Origin of the sequence: Rothia sp. HMSC068F09, assembly GCF_001812775.1 — a bacterium.
Classification (GTDB): domain Bacteria; phylum Actinomycetota; class Actinomycetes; order Actinomycetales; family Micrococcaceae; genus Rothia; species Rothia mucilaginosa_A.
Map to the genome: position 1 here is coordinate 102,114 of NZ_KV810424.1, position 19,122 is coordinate 121,235.

The 19,122-nt window shown below is 63.6% G+C and carries 11 protein-coding genes and 3 tRNA genes; 4 read left to right on the forward strand and 10 right to left on the reverse strand.

Features of this window, described 5'->3' with window-relative positions; genetic code table 11:
- Nucleotides 1-113: 113 nt before the first annotated feature.
- The 7 genes from HMPREF2874_RS04315 to glnA all read right to left on the reverse strand — a co-directional run bounded on the left by HMPREF2874_RS04315 (nt 114) and on the right by glnA (nt 9,066).
- Nucleotides 114-1,481: a hypothetical protein gene (locus HMPREF2874_RS04315; RefSeq protein ID WP_070649062.1), complete on the reverse strand. Its 1,368-nt coding sequence runs from the start codon at nt 1,479-1,481 to the stop codon at nt 114-116.
- A 247-nt stretch (nt 1,482-1,728) separates the two neighbouring features.
- Complete coding sequence (locus tag HMPREF2874_RS04320; RefSeq protein WP_070649063.1) at nt 1,729-2,724, reverse strand: HNH endonuclease; 996 nt, start codon at nt 2,722-2,724, stop codon at nt 1,729-1,731.
- 786 nt (nt 2,725-3,510) lie between these two features.
- A tRNA-Val gene (locus HMPREF2874_RS04325) sits at nt 3,511-3,582 on the reverse strand.
- Nucleotides 3,583-3,606: 24 nt separating this feature from the next.
- Nucleotides 3,607-3,677, reverse strand: a tRNA-Cys gene (locus HMPREF2874_RS04330).
- Between the two features lie 48 nt (nt 3,678-3,725).
- Nucleotides 3,726-3,798, reverse strand: a tRNA-Gly gene (locus HMPREF2874_RS04335).
- Nucleotides 3,799-4,198: 400 nt separating this feature from the next.
- Complete coding sequence (locus HMPREF2874_RS04340; RefSeq protein ID WP_210397971.1) at nt 4,199-7,543, reverse strand: bifunctional [glutamine synthetase] adenylyltransferase/[glutamine synthetase]-adenylyl-L-tyrosine phosphorylase; 3,345 nt, start codon at nt 7,541-7,543, stop codon at nt 4,199-4,201.
- Between the two features lie 182 nt (nt 7,544-7,725).
- Nucleotides 7,726-9,066 carry a type I glutamate--ammonia ligase gene (glnA, locus tag HMPREF2874_RS04345; protein ID WP_070649064.1) on the reverse strand — a complete coding sequence of 447 codons (1,341 nt, stop codon included), beginning with the start codon at nt 9,064-9,066 and terminating at the stop codon, nt 7,726-7,728.
- 302 nt (nt 9,067-9,368) lie between these two features.
- On the opposite strand from glnA, the gene HMPREF2874_RS04350 reads away from it, so the two are divergent.
- Together HMPREF2874_RS04350 and panB are read left to right on the forward strand one after the other, a co-directional pair.
- Nucleotides 9,369-11,186, forward strand: a complete 1,818-nt coding sequence (locus HMPREF2874_RS04350; RefSeq protein WP_070649065.1) for a geranylgeranyl pyrophosphate synthase — start codon at nt 9,369-9,371, stop codon at nt 11,184-11,186.
- A 63-nt stretch (nt 11,187-11,249) separates the two neighbouring features.
- Nucleotides 11,250-12,170 carry a 3-methyl-2-oxobutanoate hydroxymethyltransferase gene (panB, locus tag HMPREF2874_RS04355; RefSeq protein WP_070649066.1) on the forward strand — a complete coding sequence of 307 codons (921 nt, stop codon included), beginning with the start codon at nt 11,250-11,252 and terminating at the stop codon, nt 12,168-12,170.
- Nucleotides 12,171-12,312: 142 nt separating this feature from the next.
- On the opposite strand, the gene HMPREF2874_RS04360 is transcribed toward panB, so the two are convergent.
- Nucleotides 12,313-12,564 carry a hypothetical protein gene (locus HMPREF2874_RS04360; protein WP_083309839.1) on the reverse strand — a complete coding sequence of 84 codons (252 nt, stop codon included), beginning with the start codon at nt 12,562-12,564 and terminating at the stop codon, nt 12,313-12,315.
- A 241-nt stretch (nt 12,565-12,805) separates the two neighbouring features.
- Between HMPREF2874_RS04360 and map the strand changes: the two genes are divergently transcribed.
- Both map and ppgK read left to right on the forward strand, forming a co-directional pair.
- Nucleotides 12,806-13,717: a type I methionyl aminopeptidase gene (gene map, locus HMPREF2874_RS04365; RefSeq protein ID WP_049332674.1), complete on the forward strand. Its 912-nt coding sequence runs from the start codon at nt 12,806-12,808 to the stop codon at nt 13,715-13,717.
- A gap of 99 nt (nt 13,718-13,816) precedes the next feature.
- The gene (gene ppgK, locus HMPREF2874_RS04370) at nt 13,817-14,668 is read left to right on the forward strand and encodes a polyphosphate--glucose phosphotransferase (protein ID WP_049346112.1); all 852 of its coding nucleotides are present in this window, start codon (nt 13,817-13,819) and stop codon (nt 14,666-14,668) included.
- Nucleotides 14,669-14,791: 123 nt separating this feature from the next.
- On the opposite strand, the gene nrdR is transcribed toward ppgK, so the two are convergent.
- Both nrdR and dnaE read right to left on the reverse strand, forming a co-directional pair.
- Nucleotides 14,792-15,247: a transcriptional regulator NrdR gene (nrdR, locus tag HMPREF2874_RS04375; RefSeq protein ID WP_049332672.1), complete on the reverse strand. Its 456-nt coding sequence runs from the start codon at nt 15,245-15,247 to the stop codon at nt 14,792-14,794.
- A 207-nt stretch (nt 15,248-15,454) separates the two neighbouring features.
- Nucleotides 15,455-18,997, reverse strand: a complete 3,543-nt coding sequence (gene dnaE, locus HMPREF2874_RS04380) for a DNA polymerase III subunit alpha (RefSeq protein ID WP_070649067.1) — start codon at nt 18,995-18,997, stop codon at nt 15,455-15,457.
- Between the last annotated feature and the right edge of the window lie 125 nt (nt 18,998-19,122).

A 19,122-nucleotide genomic window follows, 5' to 3' on the forward strand; every position in this document is an offset into this window, starting at 1 on the left:
GCGGGGGCGGGTTCCCTGTAGGAACGAGGAGGAACACCGCCCCTCAAGCATTCCAAGCCGCTTGAGGAAATACTCGGCGCACCGCCCTCAAGCGCCTCAGCGGGGAGAAGCGTTTAGGCAGCCGCCTCGCAGAAAGTTACCGTCACCGAACCGTTACCGCGCTCGCGCATCCACTGCGGCGCGTTCTCAGCCGAAACAATCGCACCCTCGCTCACCGACGGTGCAATGTACGAGCCGCCCGCGCCACCGGCGCCGCCCTGCATCGTGTAGCCGAGGCCCTGACGCACACCGGTCGGGCTGTTCAGCCACTTCTGGGTCAGCACAATCGAGGAGACGGACTGGGCCGCGCCGGAACCGCCGCCGCCGTAGCCTGCGCCGCCGCCGCCGGACACCACGGACTGGTAGCCGTTGAAGTTCTGTGCGTACGCACCTTCGTCGTTGTAGACGTCCAGGTCCCAGTTGCGGTCCTCGTAGGTGCCCTTCTCGTGCACGCTGGCGGGGTTCTCGTCGAGCTGGTAGGAGTACGCGCCCGCGCCGTCGCCGCCGTTGCCTGCGAAGCCGCTCGTGCCCGCGTTGCCGGCAACAAACTGGCTGAACAGAACCTGGTTGTTGGTGCTCTCGAAACCGATGACGGGGCCGCTGACCGGCAGGGTACCCGCCGCGCCGCCTGCACCGCCTACGCCCGCTGCGCCGCCGGAACCGGAGTTGTAGGTCAGCACCTTGGAGCGTTCAGCCCTGTAGATTTCGTAGCCGGGGGTACCGTTGGAGCCCGCCGCTGCGGAGGCGCTACCCGCCGCACCGAACTGCGGGGATGCATCCGAGCCGAGGGCCGCCACGCCGGCGTCGATCTGGCCGTCGAGGTTGGAGTACCAGGGGTCCGCGTAGGACACGCCGGAGCTGGTCATGCCCGCGCCGCCACCGCCGCCGGCGACAGCAACCACGGTGCCGTCGATGAGCAGCGCGGAGGAGCCGCCACCGGATGCGGCGTAGACCTGGCTCTTGGAGTTTGCCGGGTCAGCGTACTTGGCGTCGACCTGCGCGGTGACGTTGGCGGGGATGGTGTAGGCGGGCACGGAGCCGCCGTTGCCGTATCCTTCACCACCGGCGGTGGGGGTGAGGGAGCCGTCACCGATACCGCCTGCCGCGGCGATGATCTGCACGGTGGAGCCGGGGGTGACGGGGATGATGCCGCTGACCTTCGCGCCGGATCCGGCGGGGGTCATGCGGTTGTTGGTGCCGCCTGCGCCGCCGACCAGTTCGAAGCGGAGCTTGTAAACATTATTGGGAACGGCGAAGCTCTGCACGGTCTTGGCGCCCTCGTCGGTACCGGAGATGCTGTACGCCGGGTTTGCCGCCAGGATGCAGTCGTTGGTGGCGGCGACGGATGCCGCGTAGGAGGGGATGGTTGCCGAGGCTGCGACGACCGGTGCCGCCCAGGCTGCGCCAGCGACGAGCTTGCGGCGGGTCAGGGAAGTAGACATGGTATGCCCTTTATTCAGGTGGGGTGATGTGTTTGCGGCGCGACTTTATTTGAATCCAGGCAAGCCTCGAATTGCTTGCTTTGGAAAGAAACTCGGCGCCGTTCAAAAGAATACCCTTAACCTCAGCCTTAACATAAATCCCTGGCTTAAGCACGGTATGGGAGCTCTTGGCCGCCTCGCACCGCTCCCTTCCTGCGCTTCTCCTGCGCTCCTGCAGGGGAACCCGCCGCACCCGGAAGGTGCGGCTTTATGCGAGCCGCAGGTTCCGCCCGCGCACGCAACGCCAGCAGAGGGTCTGCAGGTTCTCGGGCTCATTAGTACCGCCGTTAGACAGCGGGACCTTGTGGACGACCTCCAGGACGAGGATTCGTTCACGCATGATGGAGTTGCCGCATCCGGGGTTTTGGCAGGTGTAGTTATCGCGCGCCTTGATGCGTTGACGCAGCTGCGCGGTCATGAGGGTGCGTTCGCCGCCTTCAGGCCATGCCCAGCGTATTTTGCGTTCGAGGGTTTCGGAAAGCGCGTCAAGGGTCGGAGTGTCGAGGGTGACGGTGACGGTACGGTTTTCTTTGCGATCTGCTGAGGTGTATTCGAAGCGGTAGACGGGGTACGGCACGCTCAGCCCCACCTGGTAGACATTGAGTTTTTTCCAGAACTCGTCGGCGTACTGTTTGATGATGAACTGGGGCGGGTTGATGTGTGCAAGTATGTCCTCTTCACGGCGTCGCACGTTGTCGACGGCCGTTTCGAGGCGTGCGATATCGTCGGAGAGGCGCTGCACGTCTTTGAGGGTTTGCAGATCGGCTTCGATGTGGAAGTACTTGGTGAGGCTGCCGATGGGGTCCCGTTCGGCTTCGAGAACGACCTGTTCAGAGGATTTATAGACATGCGGGGGACGTTCGTCAGTTTTCTTCCGCAGCAGCGTCTGCCAGGTTTTAGGTTGCTGAGCCTCGACGGTGGCGAGGTGACCGTACATGCCGTTGGTGGAGGTGCCGAGTTCGTAGATTCCGCGAGTGTAGATGTCGTGCACGTAGCTGGCGATTTCGTTGTATTCACTGGCGAGCGTGGCGGTGCGTTGCCGGTGCATCTGGAATTCGGGGGATGCGAAGTACCGGTTTTTGCGAATGGTTAGGATGATGCCCAGGATGAGCACGATGATAAAGGCGCCGATGACGACGTACCAGAGGGAGAAGACGAAGCATACGGCGAAGAAGATGCTGAGCCCTTTGAGGAAGGATTTCACGGGTGTTCCTTTGTGATACGGCGGTGTATCTGTGAGTGTAGATTTCCTCCATTAGGGTATCGGAGGTAGGGGCGGTGCGCAAAGCTTTTGGTCGTATCGGTGAGCTATTGAAGAGATTCGGCGGCAGACTTACACCTTCCGGAAGCGCACTCAGGGTGCCCGAAGCGAAGCGAGGGCGGGTTCCCTGCGACGGCGCGGAGGAAGTGTGTAAGATGCACGCCCTACAAATGTAGACCCGGCAGAGCCAGCAGAAGACTGAGAAAGGCGACAGCCCCTCCCCCTTAAGTTCGTTATGTCGGTATCGCGTGCACAAGCCCTGCCCTTACTGAACCGGGGTCGAGTGTTTTTCCTACGGGGCGGAGGGATGGTAGCCTCCGCCGCGACATCGAGAACGCTGAGCGGTGCGAGCCTCACGAAACAGACCCGGCGAAGCCAGCAAAAGACTGAAAGGGCGACAGCCCCCTCCCCCTCCAGTTCGTTATGCCGGTATCGCGCACACAAGCCCCGCGCTTACTAGACCAGGGCTGAGTGTTTTACGCAGGGAGCGGGAGGGATGGTGTCCTCCGTCGTGACATCGGGGACACGGAGCGGGGCGAGCGTATTTTCCGGAAGCGCCCTCAGGGTGCCCGAAGCGAAGCGAGGGCGGGTTCCCTGCGACGGCGCGGAGGAAATATACGGAGCACCGCCTCCAGAACAAACACAAGTCAGCTGAGGAGCACCATCCCTCCTTAAAACCAAAAGATTAAACACAAAAGCCCTGATTCCGAAGAATCAGGGCTTCATCTGTGCGCGATACTGGGATCGAACCAGTGACCTCTTCCGTGTCAGGGAAGCGCGCTACCGCTGCGCCAATCGCGCTCACAAAACAGTTGTTTTGTTGCGAGGTGAGGACGGGATTCGAACCCGCGTACACGGCTTTGCAGGCCGCTGCCTAACCACTCGACCACCTCACCGCATACGCTCCCCGAGGGGAACGCGTTCGAACTCTTGGAGTCCTTACGAGCGGTTGACGAGACTTGAACTCGCGACATCCACCTTGGCAAGGTGGTGCTCTACCAACTGAGCTACAACCGCATATCAGCGTATTCAATTTGAATCATTCCGAGGAGTTTTTCGCTCCGTCGTGCTGACAGGTAAATACTATACGGGGTTTTTGAGTGTTTGCCAAATCCTTCGCACAACACCCCGAGTTCCGCGAAATTCCGGGCTAAAACAGGGCATTTTGACTCATTTTCGACGGGGGTCAACAAAATTTATTTTCATGGTGCCAGTCACATTTATGCATTTCGAGGCCGGAGCAGTTCTGCCCTCACCAACACTCGATGCGGAACACTCGCGGAAAATTCTGTCACCTCGAAAGACTTCTGCGGGGCGCGTAAAAGGGGCGAGGAACCAATTTTGATTCCCAGCCCCTCCCCTATGAAAACCGCAGCAACGAAAATATCAGGCTGGTTTTTCTAGGACTCGTTCCTTTCTAGGCTTCGTCAAAGAAGAGCCGCTCGTAGACCTTGCGGGCGTTGCGGGTCTGGCGCAGGTAGTCCTCCTCGAGGGCGCGGGCGCTGCCGGCGGGGTATCCGCACCAGCGCGCGATGGCCTCAAGGTCGGCGCGACCCGAGGGCAGGGTGTCGGATTGGCGCACGCCGCGTAGCACGTTGCCGCCGCGAATCTTCGTGGCGAGCAACCATGCGCCGCTGAGCACCTCGGCGTCCTCGGCGGTGACCAGGCCCGCCTCGACCGCCGCATCCAACGCTTTCAGCGTGGAGGTGGTGCGCAGGCCCGGCACCGCGTGCGCGTGCCGCAGCTGCAGTAGCTGCACGAGCCACTCAACGTCCGACAGGCCGCCGCGGCCCAGCTTGAGCTGACGGGTGCGGTCGGCGCCGTGAGGCATGCGTTCGTTCTCCACGCGCGCCTTCATGCGGCGAATCTGCTGCACCTGCTCGGGCGTGAAGGTTGCCGGGTAGCGGTACGGGTCGATGAGCTCCACGAAGGCCTCGCCGAGCTGTGGGTCGCCGCCGATGGGGCGGGCGCGGGTGAGCGCCTGGAACTCCCAGGTTTCGGCCCAACGCTCGTAGTAGGAGCGGTAGGAGTCCAACGATCGCACGATGGCACCCTGCTTGCCTTCGGGGCGCAGGTCGGCGTCCACTTCGAGGGGGCGTTCGGCGCGAATCGGGGGCTTGACGGGCTGCTTGAGCAGGGCGAGGGTGCGGTTCACGATGCGCGCGGCCTGTTCCTGCGCGGCGTCCTCGTCGACCCCTTCGAGAGGTTCGTGTACGAACATGACGTCCGCGTCGGACCCGAAGCCGTTCTCGGCCCCGCCCAGGCGACCCATGCCGATGATGGCGATGCGAGTGAGTAGTTGCTCCCCCGCCGTCTCCCCGGCTTCGGATTCTTCCGCGGTGCTCTGGAGCTCGCGCAGAGCAATCCGCAGCGCCGCGTCAATCGTGCACTCGTCAATAGCGGCCAGGCCGGCGCAGGTGTCCTCGATGTCGACGATGCCCAGCGTCCAGCCCATGGCCGTACGCAGGGTTTCGCGGCGGCGCAGGTAGCGCACGGCGCGCATCGCCTCGACGGCGTCCTCGTGGCGCGCCAGCAGCGAGGAAATCTCGGATTCAAGGGCCTCCTCCCCCAGCGCTTTGAGGTCGTCGACCTTGTCCAGCCAGGCGATGGAGGCGGAGGCATCCTCCAGCAGGTCGGTCATGAGGCGCGAGCTGGAGAGCAGCTGACTCAGGCGCTCAGCGGCGGCCGGCGAGTCGCGGAGCATACGCAGGTACCAGCTGGTGCTACCGAGCGACTCGGAGACGATGCGGAAGCCGAGCAGGCCGGCGTCCGCATCCACACCGCGGGCGAACCAGCCCAGCAGCACGGGCATGAGATGCCGCTGAATATCTGCGCTGCGGGAAAGCCCCGTGGTGAGGGCCTTGATGTGGCGCATGGCCCCGCGCGGATCGCGGTAACCGAGGGCGGCCAGACGGTCCTGTGCCGCCTGCTCGCTGAGGACCACCTCGTCACGGCTGAGCGTGGAGACGGCGGCGAGTAGCGGGCGGAAGAAGATCCGTTCGTGCAGAGAACGGACGTTTCGTTTAATTTTCTGCCACGCCTTGAGCATCTGCTCGGCAGAGAGCGTGCCGTTGCGTTCCGGAGAGAGAATCGAGCGGGCAAGAGCGCGCTGTTCGGCTTCCTTATCGGGCATCAGGTGGGTGCGGCGCAGCTGCTGCAGCTGGATGCGGTGCTCCAGCACGCGCAGCTTCTTGTAATCGCGGCTGAACGCCTCGGCGTCGGTGCGGCTGATGTAGCTGACCGCCGTCAGCGCTGCGAGAGAGTCCACCGTGGACTTGGTGCGCACCGCGGGGTCGGTGCGGCCGTGCACGAGCTGCAGCAGCTGCACGGTGAACTCGATATCGCGCAGGCCGCCCGGGCCCAGCTTAATCTGGCGGTCCACCTGGTGCGAGGGGATATTGTCGGTCACGCGGGCTCGCATGGCCTGCACGGATTCCACGAAGGATTCACGGGCGGCAGACTCCCAGACGAAGGGGTCAATCGCACGGGCGTAGCGGGCACCCAGCTGCGCCGAACCGGCGATGGGACGCGCCTTGAGAAGCGCCTGGAACTCCCAGTTTTCGGCCCAGCGCTTGTAGTACTGCACGTAGGATTCGACGGTACGCACGAGCGGGCCGTCCTTGCCCTCGGGTCGCAGGTTCGCGTCGACCTCCCAGAGGGCGGGCTCGGGCGCGGGGCCCATGATGGCGCGGGTGAGGGCGTGCACGAGTTCCGTGCCGATGGTGGAACATTCGTTCTCGGTGAGCTTGAGTGGGGCGGACTCCTCGTCTACCCCGGCGCTGGGTGCGGTGCCAGCGGCGGCGGGTTCCACGGGCGCAACCACGTACACCACGTCGACGTCGGAGATGTAGTTCAGCTCGCGGGCGCCGCACTTGCCCATGCCGATAATCGCCAGGTCCAGGGCGTCCACGGCCTCACCGCGGCGAGGAGCCGCCAGGCCCGGGCCCAGCCCCTCCGCCACCTCGGTGCGCGCGATGGCGAGCGCACCCTCCAGCGCGGCGGCGGCCGAATCGGCGAGGTGGCGGCCGATGGTCGGCATCATCTCTACCGGGTCTTCGCAGCACACGTCAATCATGGCGATGCGCGCCAGGGCGGCCCGGTAGGCCACGCGCAGGGTCACGTAGCCGTCCTTGCCGGTCTGTTCGGCGGCCGCGCGCGGACGCTCCGCGTGCGGGTCGGCGCCCAGGGCAGTGAGGATATCGCGGCGGTAGGGGGTGTCCAGCGGCGCGATGGGGGTTAGGAACTCCCCGTCGGTCTCCGGCAGAATCGAGGCCGGATGCTGGGAGCGAATCAGGGCGCTCTCGGCCGGGTACACCTGCGTGTCGAAGAGCGGGTCGATCAGCTCGGGACGGCGGTAGAGGAAATCCCCCACCGCCTGGGAGGCGCCGAGTATGCGGTACATGCCGAATTCTTCCTCACCGCGGTTGGCGCGCTCGGCCACCGCCGGATGCTTCTCGATGAGGCGCACGAGGGCCGGTAGCGCGGTGTCCGGGGAGGGCGAGAGGCGCAGGCCGCTCAGGAGCGCATCCTGCGAAACCGAGGCCAGTTCGGGGGCGTTGAGCCAGCGTTCGGCCTTGGAGGGGTCGTGGAAGCCCGCGGCAATCATGCGGGTGCGCAGGCGCAGCTGGGCCTTGCGTTCGGCTTCGGCGCGCTGGGCTTCGTCGAGTACCTCGGGGGCGATATCGCTGATGGGTTTGGGTTCCTTGGCCGGGTCGACGATGCGAATCAGCCCGGTGGGCGGGTAGTGTGAGCTGTCAGTCATAGCGTGAGAACTGTGGGTAGAAATCCGTGGGTAGAAAACCTTGAGTGGGGAGTAAAGATTCGGCGGTAAAAATCGGTAGTGAAAAGTGAAGCTGATAGGTGCGGCCGATAGGCCTATGGGCGGTACCCGCCGGTATGTCACCGGTAGCGGGTACCGCCCTGTTCCGTCAGCGGTCGTTCAATTTAGAGGATTCCGAGGTTGTACTTGAGCTCGTAGGGGGTCACCTGTGCCTGGTACAGATCCCAGTCGGCACGCTTGTTGCGCAGGAAGTGGTCGAAGACCTGCTCGCCCAGGACCTCCGCCATGAATTCGGATTCCTCGGTGATGTTAATGGCCTCGCGCAGGGATGCGGGCAGCGGGTTGTAGCCCATCGCGCGACGCTCGGCGTTGGTCATGGCGGCGAGGTCTTCGGTCACGGCGGGCATAAGCGGGTACTCGTTTTCGATACCCTTCAGACCGGCAGCCAGGATCACGGCGTAGGCCAGGTAGGGGTTGGAGGCCGAATCGAGACCGCGGTACTCGATGCGGGCGGACTGCATCTTGTTCGGCTTGTACAGGGGCACGCGCACGAGGGCGGAACGGTTGTTATGGCCCCAGGAGACGTAGGAGGGTGCCTCGCCACCGCCCCAGAGGCGCTTGTAGGAGTTGATGAACTGGTTGGTCACCGAGGTGAATTCGGGGGCGTGCTTGAGGATGCCCGCGATAAAGTGGCGCGCGGTCTTGGAGAGCTGGTACTCGGCGCCGGCCTCGAAGAAGGCGTTGGTGTCGCCCTCGAAGAGGGAGAAGTGGGTGTGCATGCCGCTGCCGGCGTACTTGGTGAAGGGCTTGGGCATGAAGGTGGCGTACATGCCCTGCGAGTAGGCGACCTCCTTGATGACGGTGCGGAAGGTCATGACGTTGTCCGCGGTCTGCAGGGCGTCGGCGTGGCGCAGGTCGATTTCGTTCTGGCCGGGGCCGGTTTCGTGGTGGCTGAATTCCACGGAGATGCCGACCTCTTCGAGCATGGTCACGGCCTTGCGGCGGAATTCCTGCACGATGCCGCCGGGGGTGTGGTCGAAGTAGGATTCGTGGTCCACGGGCACGGGGAAGCCGTCGGCGCCGAGTTTGGAGGACTCCAGCAGGTAGAACTCGATTTCGGGCGAGGTGTAGCAGGTGAAGCCCATCTCGGCGGCCTTGTTGAGCACGCGCTTGAGCACGCCGCGGGTGTCGGAGGCGCTGATCTCGCCGTCGGGGGTGAGCACGTCGCAGAACATGCGGGAGGTGATGTCTTCCTCACCACGCCAGGGCAGAATCTGGAAGGTGGAGGGGTCGGGCTGCAGGAGCATGTCGGATTCGTAGACGCGGGAGAAACCCTCGATGGAGGAGCCGTCAAAGCCCAGGCCCTCGTCGAAGGCGCTTTCAACCTCGGCGGGTGCGAGCGCGACGGACTTGAGGGTTCCGACCACGTCGGTGAACCAGAGGCGGATAAAGCGGATGTCGCGTTCTTCGATGGTGCGCAGTACGAATTCCTGTTGGCGGTCCATGGGTGGCCTCTCGCTTGGGGTGCCGGTGCGTCGGGGTGCTTCCTTGCGGGGCGCGAGCACCGGGCGTCTGTTCCTTGTCTCTCTAGCCTATCGGGTTCGGCGGCGTAAGGGGCGGGCGCGAGGTTTCGTTTGTGTAAATTCTCGTAGCGGGGCTCTCCAGTCAAGGCCAGGTGCCTCGTGCGCTCCCCTCCCCCGCTCGGCCCGTCTCTTCCGGTTTTCCCCTTCGAGGCTCGTCCGAAATACCGGCAAATGACCGTCCGCGCGGTGCCCCCCCCCCACGTTCCCCTTGCCATAATGGACGTATGCTACATTCCCTTCCTCTCTCTTCAGCCGCGCAGATTCCGCTGGCGGCCGGCATCGTGGGTGCCGATCCCACCGGTTTAGAGTGGCTGCTGCTGGTCGCGGCACCGATTGTTTTCTTCGTCATCTACCTTGCCTGCCTCATGGTGGTTGCCGCGTTTGGCCCGCTGGTCATGAGGAACAACAAGTCTGGCGGCACGACCTACCTGCTGGATCGGCCCTCCCGCATTGCGTTTAAGACTCGTACCGTGGCGCTGTTTGCACTAATTGGTGCGGCCGTGGAGCTCTATTGGCTCGGTTACACGGGCCGGGTGGGATCGATTGCGGTGATTCCGATTGTTCTCTTCACCTGGTCGTGGAAGTTCGCGTTCTTCTTCCTGCCCCTTCAGCTGATTCGCTCCTGCTACGTGCAGGCGACGCGCGGCAAGTACGACGCGCTCTCGGCCGAGGGTGCTCAGCGCCGTGAGAAGCTGAACGGGAAAAGCGCCTACGCGGTGTCGAAGATGATTCAGCGCAACCCGCAGCAATTCGCGATGAACAAGGAGCTGCATACCCAGGCGCGCGCCCAGAAGATTGCGGCGGTGCGTCCTTTCCAGAATCTTGACGAGGCTGGCAAGAAGCGCCGCACGAACTACACGGTGGAGCTGGCGCTGGCTCAGATGCAGCTGCGCCAGATGAACCCCGGCAATATTCCCTCGGAAGCCTTTGGCGAGAGCATCCTGGGCGTCGGCACCCCTGCCTATTCGCCGAAGTCGGTGGAGCAGACCTGGCTGACGCTGTGCACGGAGCGAGTGAACGCGGTGGATGCTCCGAGCTACCCGGATTCGCTGTACCCGGTGTCGGCTCGTTTTTCGCTGTTTACCACGATGTCGCTGTTGCAACCGCTGATGGGTCGCCCCTATTCGCCGTTTACCGCCGAGGACGCCCGCCGTTTTACCCCGCGCGATTTCTCGGCGAATACCGTGCGCCTGAAGGCTGAGGAGCTGGGCAAGAAAGCTCTGGCGCAGAGCGCGATTTTCCGGCAGATTCACGAGCGTCTTCTGCCTCTGCATCAGCAGCAGCCTCAGCTCGTGGATCGCCGTGCCTTGGCCTATTGCGGTGCTCTACTGCTGAGCGTGGCGAAGGCTGAGGCCGAGAGCCAGCGCTTGACTGCCCAGGTGCTGGCGGCGGTGGCCTCGGAGCGAGGCGTGCTGCCCTACGGCCTGTTCTCGCAGGTAGCCGAAGACTACCAGCGTGTTCAGCGTCTGCTGAATCTGATAGTGAAGGCAACCAATGATGTTCAGCGCTTCGTGAATTCCGTGGACGCCCTCGTGCAGATTTACGCGCAGGCTGCGCAACCCTCCGGTATGGCCCACGAGAAGGCGCAGATGGAGTACATCGCCGCCCTTCTGGACGTTATTGTCTTCTCCTCGCACGCCCCGCTTGCCGGTTCCATCCAGGCGTCCTACGCCCTGCTGAAGGCAGACTATGAGGCGTTTACGTTCAATAGCTCGGATGAGCTGAGCCGCAGCTACTGGTTGCATTACTCGAAGAACGCGGTGAGCGCCTGCGATAAGGGCCTCTCTCAGGGCTACGAGGGATTCTTCGGTCCGGAGGATGAAGCATTAAAGGCATGGGAATCGTACGCCGCGGACGTGGTGCAGGAAGTCTGCAACTACTCGGTCATGCAGGTCTACTGGGATGCCATGGTGCAGCAGGCACTCCTTCAGCGCGATTTGCCGCGCGAGTTCGAGGAGGCCGCCCTCGCCGTTCCGGAGCTTCTGCGCAAGAACACGAATGCGTCGTTCCCGACCTACTACATCAACCTCATCTGGAACTAGGCGTGGTTCCTGTACGGTGAGCGGTGCGCCGGGTTGGAGCCGTGCAGAGTTAGAATAGTCAGCATGACTACTGAGCGTTCTTCCGAGATCTCTTCGCCCTACGCGGCGCAGCCTGCCGCTACCTCCGCGGCTGCTCCCGCGCCCGCTTCTGCTAACGCGTCGAAGCCTTTTGACCTGGATACCGTCAAGAAGGTGCGTACCGTTCACCTGGCGCAGGCTAAAGCGACCGGGCAGAAGTTCTCCATGCTGACCTGCTATGACGCTCTGACCGCGCAGGTCTTTGACCGCGCCGGTATCGACATGCTGCTGGTGGGCGATTCTGCGGCGAATGTGGTGCTCGGTTACGAGTCGACCCTGACCATCACCCTGGATGAGATGATTCCGCTGGTCGCGGCGGTTTCTCGCGGTGCCTCCCGCGCCATGGTGGTCGCCGACCTGCCGTTCGGTTCCTACGAGCAGTCGCCGCAGCAGGCGGTTGCGAGCGCGGTTCGCCTCATGAAGGAGGGTGGCGCGCACGCGATCAAGATTGAGGCCGATGCCTCGATGACCGAGTGGGTTCGCGCCCTGGTGCGTACCGGTATTCCGGTGGTGGCTCACGTCGGTTTCACCCCGCAATCGGAGCATGCCCTGGGCGGCTTCCGCGTGCAGGGTCGCGGTGAGGCCGCCGAGCGCGTCCTTGCGGATGCCGTTGCCCTGGCTGAGGCCGGCGCGTTCTGCGTGCTCATGGAGATGGTGACCGCGGAGGTTGCGCGCCGTGTGGATGAGGCCGTGGGCGCGGTGCCGACCATCGGCATCGGTGCTTCGAACGTGACGACCGGTCAGGTGCTGGTCTGGCAGGACATGATGGGTCTGCGTTCCGGCCGCGTGCCTCGTTTTGTGAAGCAGTTCGCGCAAGTCGGCAAGGTCATGGAGGACGCCGCCCGCGCCTACCGCGAGCAGGTTCGTTCGGGCGAGTTCCCGGCGGCTGAGCACACCTTTGAGTAGGCTTTAGCTTGAGAAGATAGCTTGAGACAAAGCGAAGACCCCCGCATCCGGTATTCCGGGTTCGGGGGTCTTTCTGTATCTGTTTTCTGCCTCTGTTAGAGGGCTCTGTTAGAGGCACGCACGCAGAACGTTCGGCTGGGCTTTAGAGCAGGCCGCCGTCCTTGTCCCACGCCTCGTTGCGTTCGCGGGCGCGGTCCATGGCGTGTGCCGCCTCCTCGTAGGTCTTGAAGGGGCCCCACAGGGAGGTGACGGCGCTCTGCTGGCCACGCTCAACCTCACCGGTGGCAAGGTTGTACCAGTACTCTTCGCCCTGAGGGCTGGTAGCTTCGGTGGCGGCGTTCAGGGTCTTTTCGACTGCCGATTCGATGGCTTCGCCCAGGTGGTTCTTGCTCATGGTGCTCCTTCGACGGTATTGATTCAGTATGTCTAGCATCTCACACGCGTACACGTGTAGCAACGAGGCAGGGGCGGCCCCACGCACCGCGCGTCCACGGCCTCTCCCTAGCTCCCTGTCCCGGCGCCGGCAGCCGTGAAATTTTATTCACAATCTGGGAAAAAGGTACGGGTTTCGGTTCGCCCGATTTTCCGCGTCCCCGCACCGGACAGATACCCCCTAAGCCCGGTAAGATGAAGCTATGTCTTCAACCAAAAAGAATACTTCGCACAACCTACCCGCCGAACCCGGTCACGCACCCGTCGGTTGCCTGACCCCCGGACGCGTCAGCCCGATGCGCCCGGTCCCCTCGCACATCGTTCGCCCCGAGTACGTGGGTAAGCCCACCGCCAACGAGGGTAACGACTCGAACATGTACACCCCCGAGGAAGTTGAGCGGGTCCGCGCCGCCGGCAAGATTGCCGCCGGCGCCATCGTTGAAGCATCCAAGATCTGCGTGCCCGGCACCACCACCGACGAGATTGACGTGCTGGTCCACGAGTACATCTGCGATCACGGCGCCTACCCCTCGACCGTTGACTACCGCGGCTACCCGAAGTCCGTGTGCACCTCCCTGAACGAGGTCATCTGCCACGGTATTCCGGACACCACGGTGCTGGAGGACGGCGATATCCTCAACCTGGACGTGACCGCATACCTGGACGGCATGCACGGCGATACCAACAAGACCCTGCTCATCGGCAACGTGGACGAGGAGTCCCGTCTGCTGGTCGAACGCACCGAGGAGGCCCTCAACCGCGCCATTAAGGCTGTGAAGCCCGGCCGCCAGGTGAACGTCATCGGCCGCGTCATCGAGAAGTACGCCGCCCGCTTCGGTTACGGCGTGGTCCGCGACTACACCGGTCACGGCGTGGGTCGTGAGTTCCACTCGGGCCTCATCATCCCTCACTACGATGCGGCACCCGCCTACGACACCGAGATTCGCGAGGGCATGATCTTCACGATTGAGCCGATGCTGACCCTCGGCACCATCCAGTGGGATCTGTGGGATGACGACTGGACCGTCGTCACCCGCGACCGCAAGCGCACCGCCCAGTTTGAGCACACCCTCGTGGTAACCGCCGACGGCGCGGATATCCTGACCCTCCCCTAGGTCAGCCCAGTTCTTTCGGCGAACGCGCCGAATCGATTCATTATCACTCGTTATCACAGACACGTGCCTCCGCGAGCGCGGAGGACAGAAAGGGAAATCATGGCTAACTACGCCGAGCCCGGCGTCATCACCGAGCTGCCCGCCCCCACCCCCAAGGACCTGCAGATTGGTGTGGACATTGGAGGCACCGGCATTAAGGGCGGCATCGTTGACCTGCGCACCGGCGACCTCGTGTCCGACCGTTTCCGCATCGACACCCCCAAGCCCGCAACCCCCGAGGCTGTGGCTGAGGTCGTACGCCGCGTAGTCGATGAGCTGCAGGGCCGCGACCTGGCTCCGGATCCCGAGTCGGCCGTCGGCATCGACTTCCCCGCCGTGGTGAAGAACGGCATGGTCTTCTCCGCAGCGAACGTGGACGACTCCTGGATTAACACCGACCTGGAGCAGGTCATGAGCGAGGCGCTGGGCGGCCGCACCGTCTACGGCCTCAACGACGCTGACGCAGCCGGTCTGGCTGAGGCAACCTACGGTCAGGGCCGTAACCGTGACGGCCTGATTGCTGTCATCACCCTGGGTACCGGCATCGGCTCCGCCCTCATCAACGACGGCGTGCTGATCCCCAACACCGAGCTGGGTCACCTGGAGCTCGACGGCCACAACGCCGAGTCTCAGGCTTCTGCCCGCGCCCGCGAGGTGCACGAACTGTCCTGGAAGAAGTACGGCAAGCGCCTGTACCGCTACTTCGAGCACGTTCAGATGCTCTTCTCCCCCGACCTGTTCATCATTGGCGGCGGCATCTCCAAGAACCCGGAGAAGTTCATGCCCTACTTTGAGGATCAGATTCGTACCCCCATGGTCATGGCTGCTCTGCGTAATAACGCGGGTATTGTGGGTGCCGCACTGTGGGCCGGCGGTATGCTGCCCGAGCGTAAGCGCCGCGGCGAAGCATAAGAGTTTGCTTCCTGCTATCCGCCTCGGATAGCGCTTCACATACGTACAGAAGGGGCCGCCTTCCGAATGATTCGGAAGGCGGCCCCTTCTGTACGTCTCTTGAAGTCTCGGCGCTACTCTGCGCTACGGGTTAATGCGGTCCTCACGCAGACGGGCAATTGCCTCTTCAAAGTCCTCAAGGTTCTCGAAGGCCTGGTACACGCTCGCGAAACGCAGGTAGGCGACCGCGTCCAGCTTCGACAGCGGCTCCAGAATGGTCAGGCCCACCTCGTGAGCGTTAATTTCCGCCAGGCCGCGGGCACGAATCAGCTCCTCGACCTCCTGGGCCAGCTTGGCGAGGTCGTCCTCCCCCACGGGGCGGCCCTGGCAGGCCTTGCGCACGCCGGCGGCAATCTTGGAGCGGTCGAAGGGCTCGGTCACGCCCGAACGCTTAATCACCGAAATGGTGGTGGTTTCGACCGTGGTAAAGCGGCGAGCGCAGGAGGTGCACTGACGGCGGCGGCGAATGGCGGCGCCGTCATCGGTGGTGCGGGAGTCGACAACGCGCGAATCGGTGTGCTTGCAATAGGGGCAGTACATGCGTTTCTCCTTGGCTGGGCGCTCGGTGTGGCGCCCGTATATACAGCGCTCAAGAATATTTATACCCATTCTAACGCGATAGACGGCGGTTGAGCCGAATAGTGACGTTGAATATACGCAAATATACGCTCAGGGTGGACTCCAACGTTTAAGAACGTTCGGAATCCGCCCTGAGCGTTGCCCGCCCCTCGCGGAGGTCTTCTTCTTTTAGCGACGAATACAGCTCGGGCCGAAAATCGTCTTGATTTCGCCGAAGAGGCTCGGGTTCGGCTCCACGCGCACGCTCGAATCCAGCAGTACCAGCTGTTCCTTATCGCGGGTACGGATGAGCATGCGCACGTCCGCGGTACCCTTGTGGTCGCGCAGGGTCTCCTTCAGCTCGCGCAGCTTCGCCTCGGTCACCAGGTACTCGGGCACCGCAATCGTGATGGGTGCGGCGCGGCCGTCATCGCTGATTTCCAGGATCTGCAGTTCCTGGGCGCTCATGTTCACGCTGCCGTCGTCGCGGCGCTGCACGCGGCCACGAATCGAGCAGATGAGGTCGTCCGCCAGGGCGGCCCCCATCGTCTCGTAGGCGCGGGAGAAGAACATGACCGTGATGGTCGCGCCCGAGGGGTCCTCCAGCTCCACCGAGGCGTACTGGTTACCGCTGGACTTGGCGATGCGGCGCGAAACGCCGGTGAGCATGCCGGCAATCGTGACGGTTTCGCCGTCGCGCACGTGCGAGTCCTCGCTGATGATGTCGTGCACCGAGTGCGAGGCGGCATCCGAGAGGGCGCGCTCCAGGCCGCGCAGCGGGTGGTCCGAAACGTACAGGCCCAGCATATCGCGCTCGAAGTTCAGCTTCTCACGGCGATCCCATTCGGGCACGTCCGGGATGGTCACGGTCAGCTCGTCGCCCAGGGCGTCGTCCATGCCGAGGGAGCCGAAGAGGTCGAACTGGCCCGCCGCCTCCTTGCGCTTGACGGCCACGGCCGCATCCACCGCCGCCTCGTGAATGAGGGACAGCGAACGGCGGGTGTGGCCCAGGTCGTCAAAAGCGCCCGCCTTAATGAGCGATTCGATGGTGCGCTTGTTGCACACCTGTAGCGGCACCTTCTTCAGGAAGTCGTTGAAGGACTCGTAGCGGCCCTTCTCCTCGCGGGCGGCGACCATGCCCTCGACCACGTTCGCGCCCACGTTGCGAATCGCGCCCATGCCGAAGCGGATATCCTCACCCACGGGGGTGAAGGTCAGGGCGGATTCGTTGACGTCCGGGGCGAGCACGGTAATGCCCATGGCGCGGCACTCGTTCAGGTACAGCGCGAGCTTGTCCTTGTTATCGCCCACGCTGGTCAGCAGCGCGGCCATGTACTCCTGCGGGTAGTGCGCCTTCAGGTAGGCCGTCCAGTAAGACACCAGGCCGTATGCGGCGGTGTGCGCCTTGTTGAACGCGTAGTCCGAGAAGGGTAGCAGAATATCCCAGAGGGCCTTCACGGCGCCCTCGGAGTAGCCGTTAGAAATCATGCCGTCGTGGAAGGTGGCGTACTGCTTATCCAGCTCCGCCTTCTTCTTCTTACCCATCGCACGGCGCAGCAGGTCTGCTTCACCGAGCGTGTAGTTCGCGACCTTCTGGGCAATCGCCATCACCTGCTCCTGATACACGATCAGGCCGTAGGTGGTGTCGAGGATGTCCTTGAGCGGCTCGGCCAGCTCGGGGTGAATCGGCTCGATCTCTTGCTTGCCGTTCTTACGCAGCGCGTAGTTGGTGTGCGAGTTCGCACCCATCGGGCCGGGTCGGTAGAGCGCGAGCACTGCCGAAATGTGCTCGAATTCCTCGGGCTCCATGAGCTTGAGCAGCGCGCGCATGGGGCCGCCGTCGAGCTGGAACACGCCGAGGGTGTCGCCTCGGGCCAGCAGACGGTAGGATTCGGGGTCGTCCAGCGAGAGGGACTCCAGCTCCAGGTCAATGCCTCGGTTGTTCTTAATGTTCTCGATGGCATCGGAAATAATCGTGAGGTTACGCAGACCCAGGAAGTCCATCTTGATCAGGCCCAGGCCCTCGCAGGTGGGGTAATCGAACTGGGTGATGACCTGGCCGTCAGCCTCGCGGCGCATCACGGGAATCACGTCCACCAGGTTCTTGCTGGACATAATCACGCCCGCGGCGTGCACGCCCCACTGACGCTTCAGGCCCTCCAAGCCCTTCGCGGTCTCGAACACCTGGCCGTAAATCTTATCGACCGGGTCCTCGATGAGGGCGCGCAGGTCGGCGGCCTCGGCGTAGCGCTTATCTTCCTCGTTGTACACGTTGGCCAGGGCGATGTTCTTGCCCATGACGTCCGGCGGCATCGCCTTGGTGAGGCGCTCGCCCACCGAGTACGGCTGGTCCATCACGCGGGAGGCGTCCTTGAGCGCCTGCTTCGCCTTAATGGTGCCGAAGGTGACGATCTGCGCGACCTTGTCCTCGCCGTACTTATCGGTCACGTAGTCGATGACCTCGCCGCGGCGACGATCGTCGAAGTCCACATCGAAGTCGGGCATGGAGACGCGGTCGGGGTTGAGGAATCGCTCGAAGATCAGGTCGTGGTCGAGCGGGTTCAGCTCGGTGATGCGCATCGCGTAAGCCACCATCGAGCCCGCACCCGAACCACGGCCGGGGCCCACGCGAATACCGTTGCGCTTAGCCCAGTTGATGAAGTCCGCCACGACCAGGAAGTAGCCGGGGAAGCCCATGGAGGTAATGACCCCCACCTCGTACTCGGCCTGCTTGCGCACCCTATCGGGAATACCCTGCGGGAATCGGTAGTGCAGGCCCTTCTCGACCTCCTTCACGAACCAGGATTCCTCGTTCTCGCCCTCGGGCACGGGGAAGTTCGGCATGTAGTTCGCCTTGGTATTGAACTCCACGTTGCAGCGTTCGGCAATCTCGAGGGTGTTCTCGCAGGCGCCGGGAATATCGCCGAAGATCGAGTACATCTCCTCGGGCGAGCGCAGGTAGAAGTTATCCGCGTCGAACTTGAAGCGCTTGGGGTCGGTCAGGGTCGAGCCGGACTGCACGCACAGCAGCGCCGCGTGGGCGGTGTGGTCTTCCTGCCGGGTGTAGTGCAGGTCGTTGGTGGCCACGTAGGGCAGGTTCAGCTGCTTGGCCAGGCGGTGCAGGTCCTCCTGCACGTTGCGTTCGATGTCGAGGCCGTGGTCCATGACCTCGCAGTAGAAGTTGTCCTTGCCGAAGATATCGCGGAAGTCGCTGGCGGCCTGCAGCGCCTCGTCGAACTGGCCCAGGCGCAGGCGGGTCTGAATCTCGCCGGAGGGGCAGCCGGTGGTTGCGATCAGGCCCTTCGAGTAGGTCTGCAGCACCTCGCGGTCCATGCGCGGCTTGTACAGCTGACCCTCGAGCGAGGCGATGGAGGAAGCACGGAAGAGGTTGTGCATGCCCTCGGTGGTCTCGGCCCACATGGTCATGTGGGTGTACGCGCCACCGCCGGACACGTCATCGCGCGAGCCGTCGCCCCAGCGCACGCGGGAGCGGTCGGTGCGGTGCGTGCCGGGGGTCAGGTACGCCTCCACGCCGATGATGGGCTTAATGTCGTGGGCCTTGGCCTGGCGCCAGAAGTCGAAGGCGCCGAAGAGGAAGCCGTGGTCGCTGGTGGCCATGGAGCTCATGCCCAGCTCCTTGGCGTAGCTGAAGAGGTCGCCCAGGCGCGCGGCACCATCCAGCATGGAGTACTCGGTGTGCACGTGCAGGTGCGCAAAGTCTTTGGTTGCCACGGATATCTCCTGAAGGTGTGGGGGGTGTTCCGACCGATTCGTTTGACGGTCGGCGGGGCGGGGCGGTCCCGGGGTAAGCCGTGCGGTACCGGGGTAAGCCGTGCGGTACCGGGGCCCGGACGGCT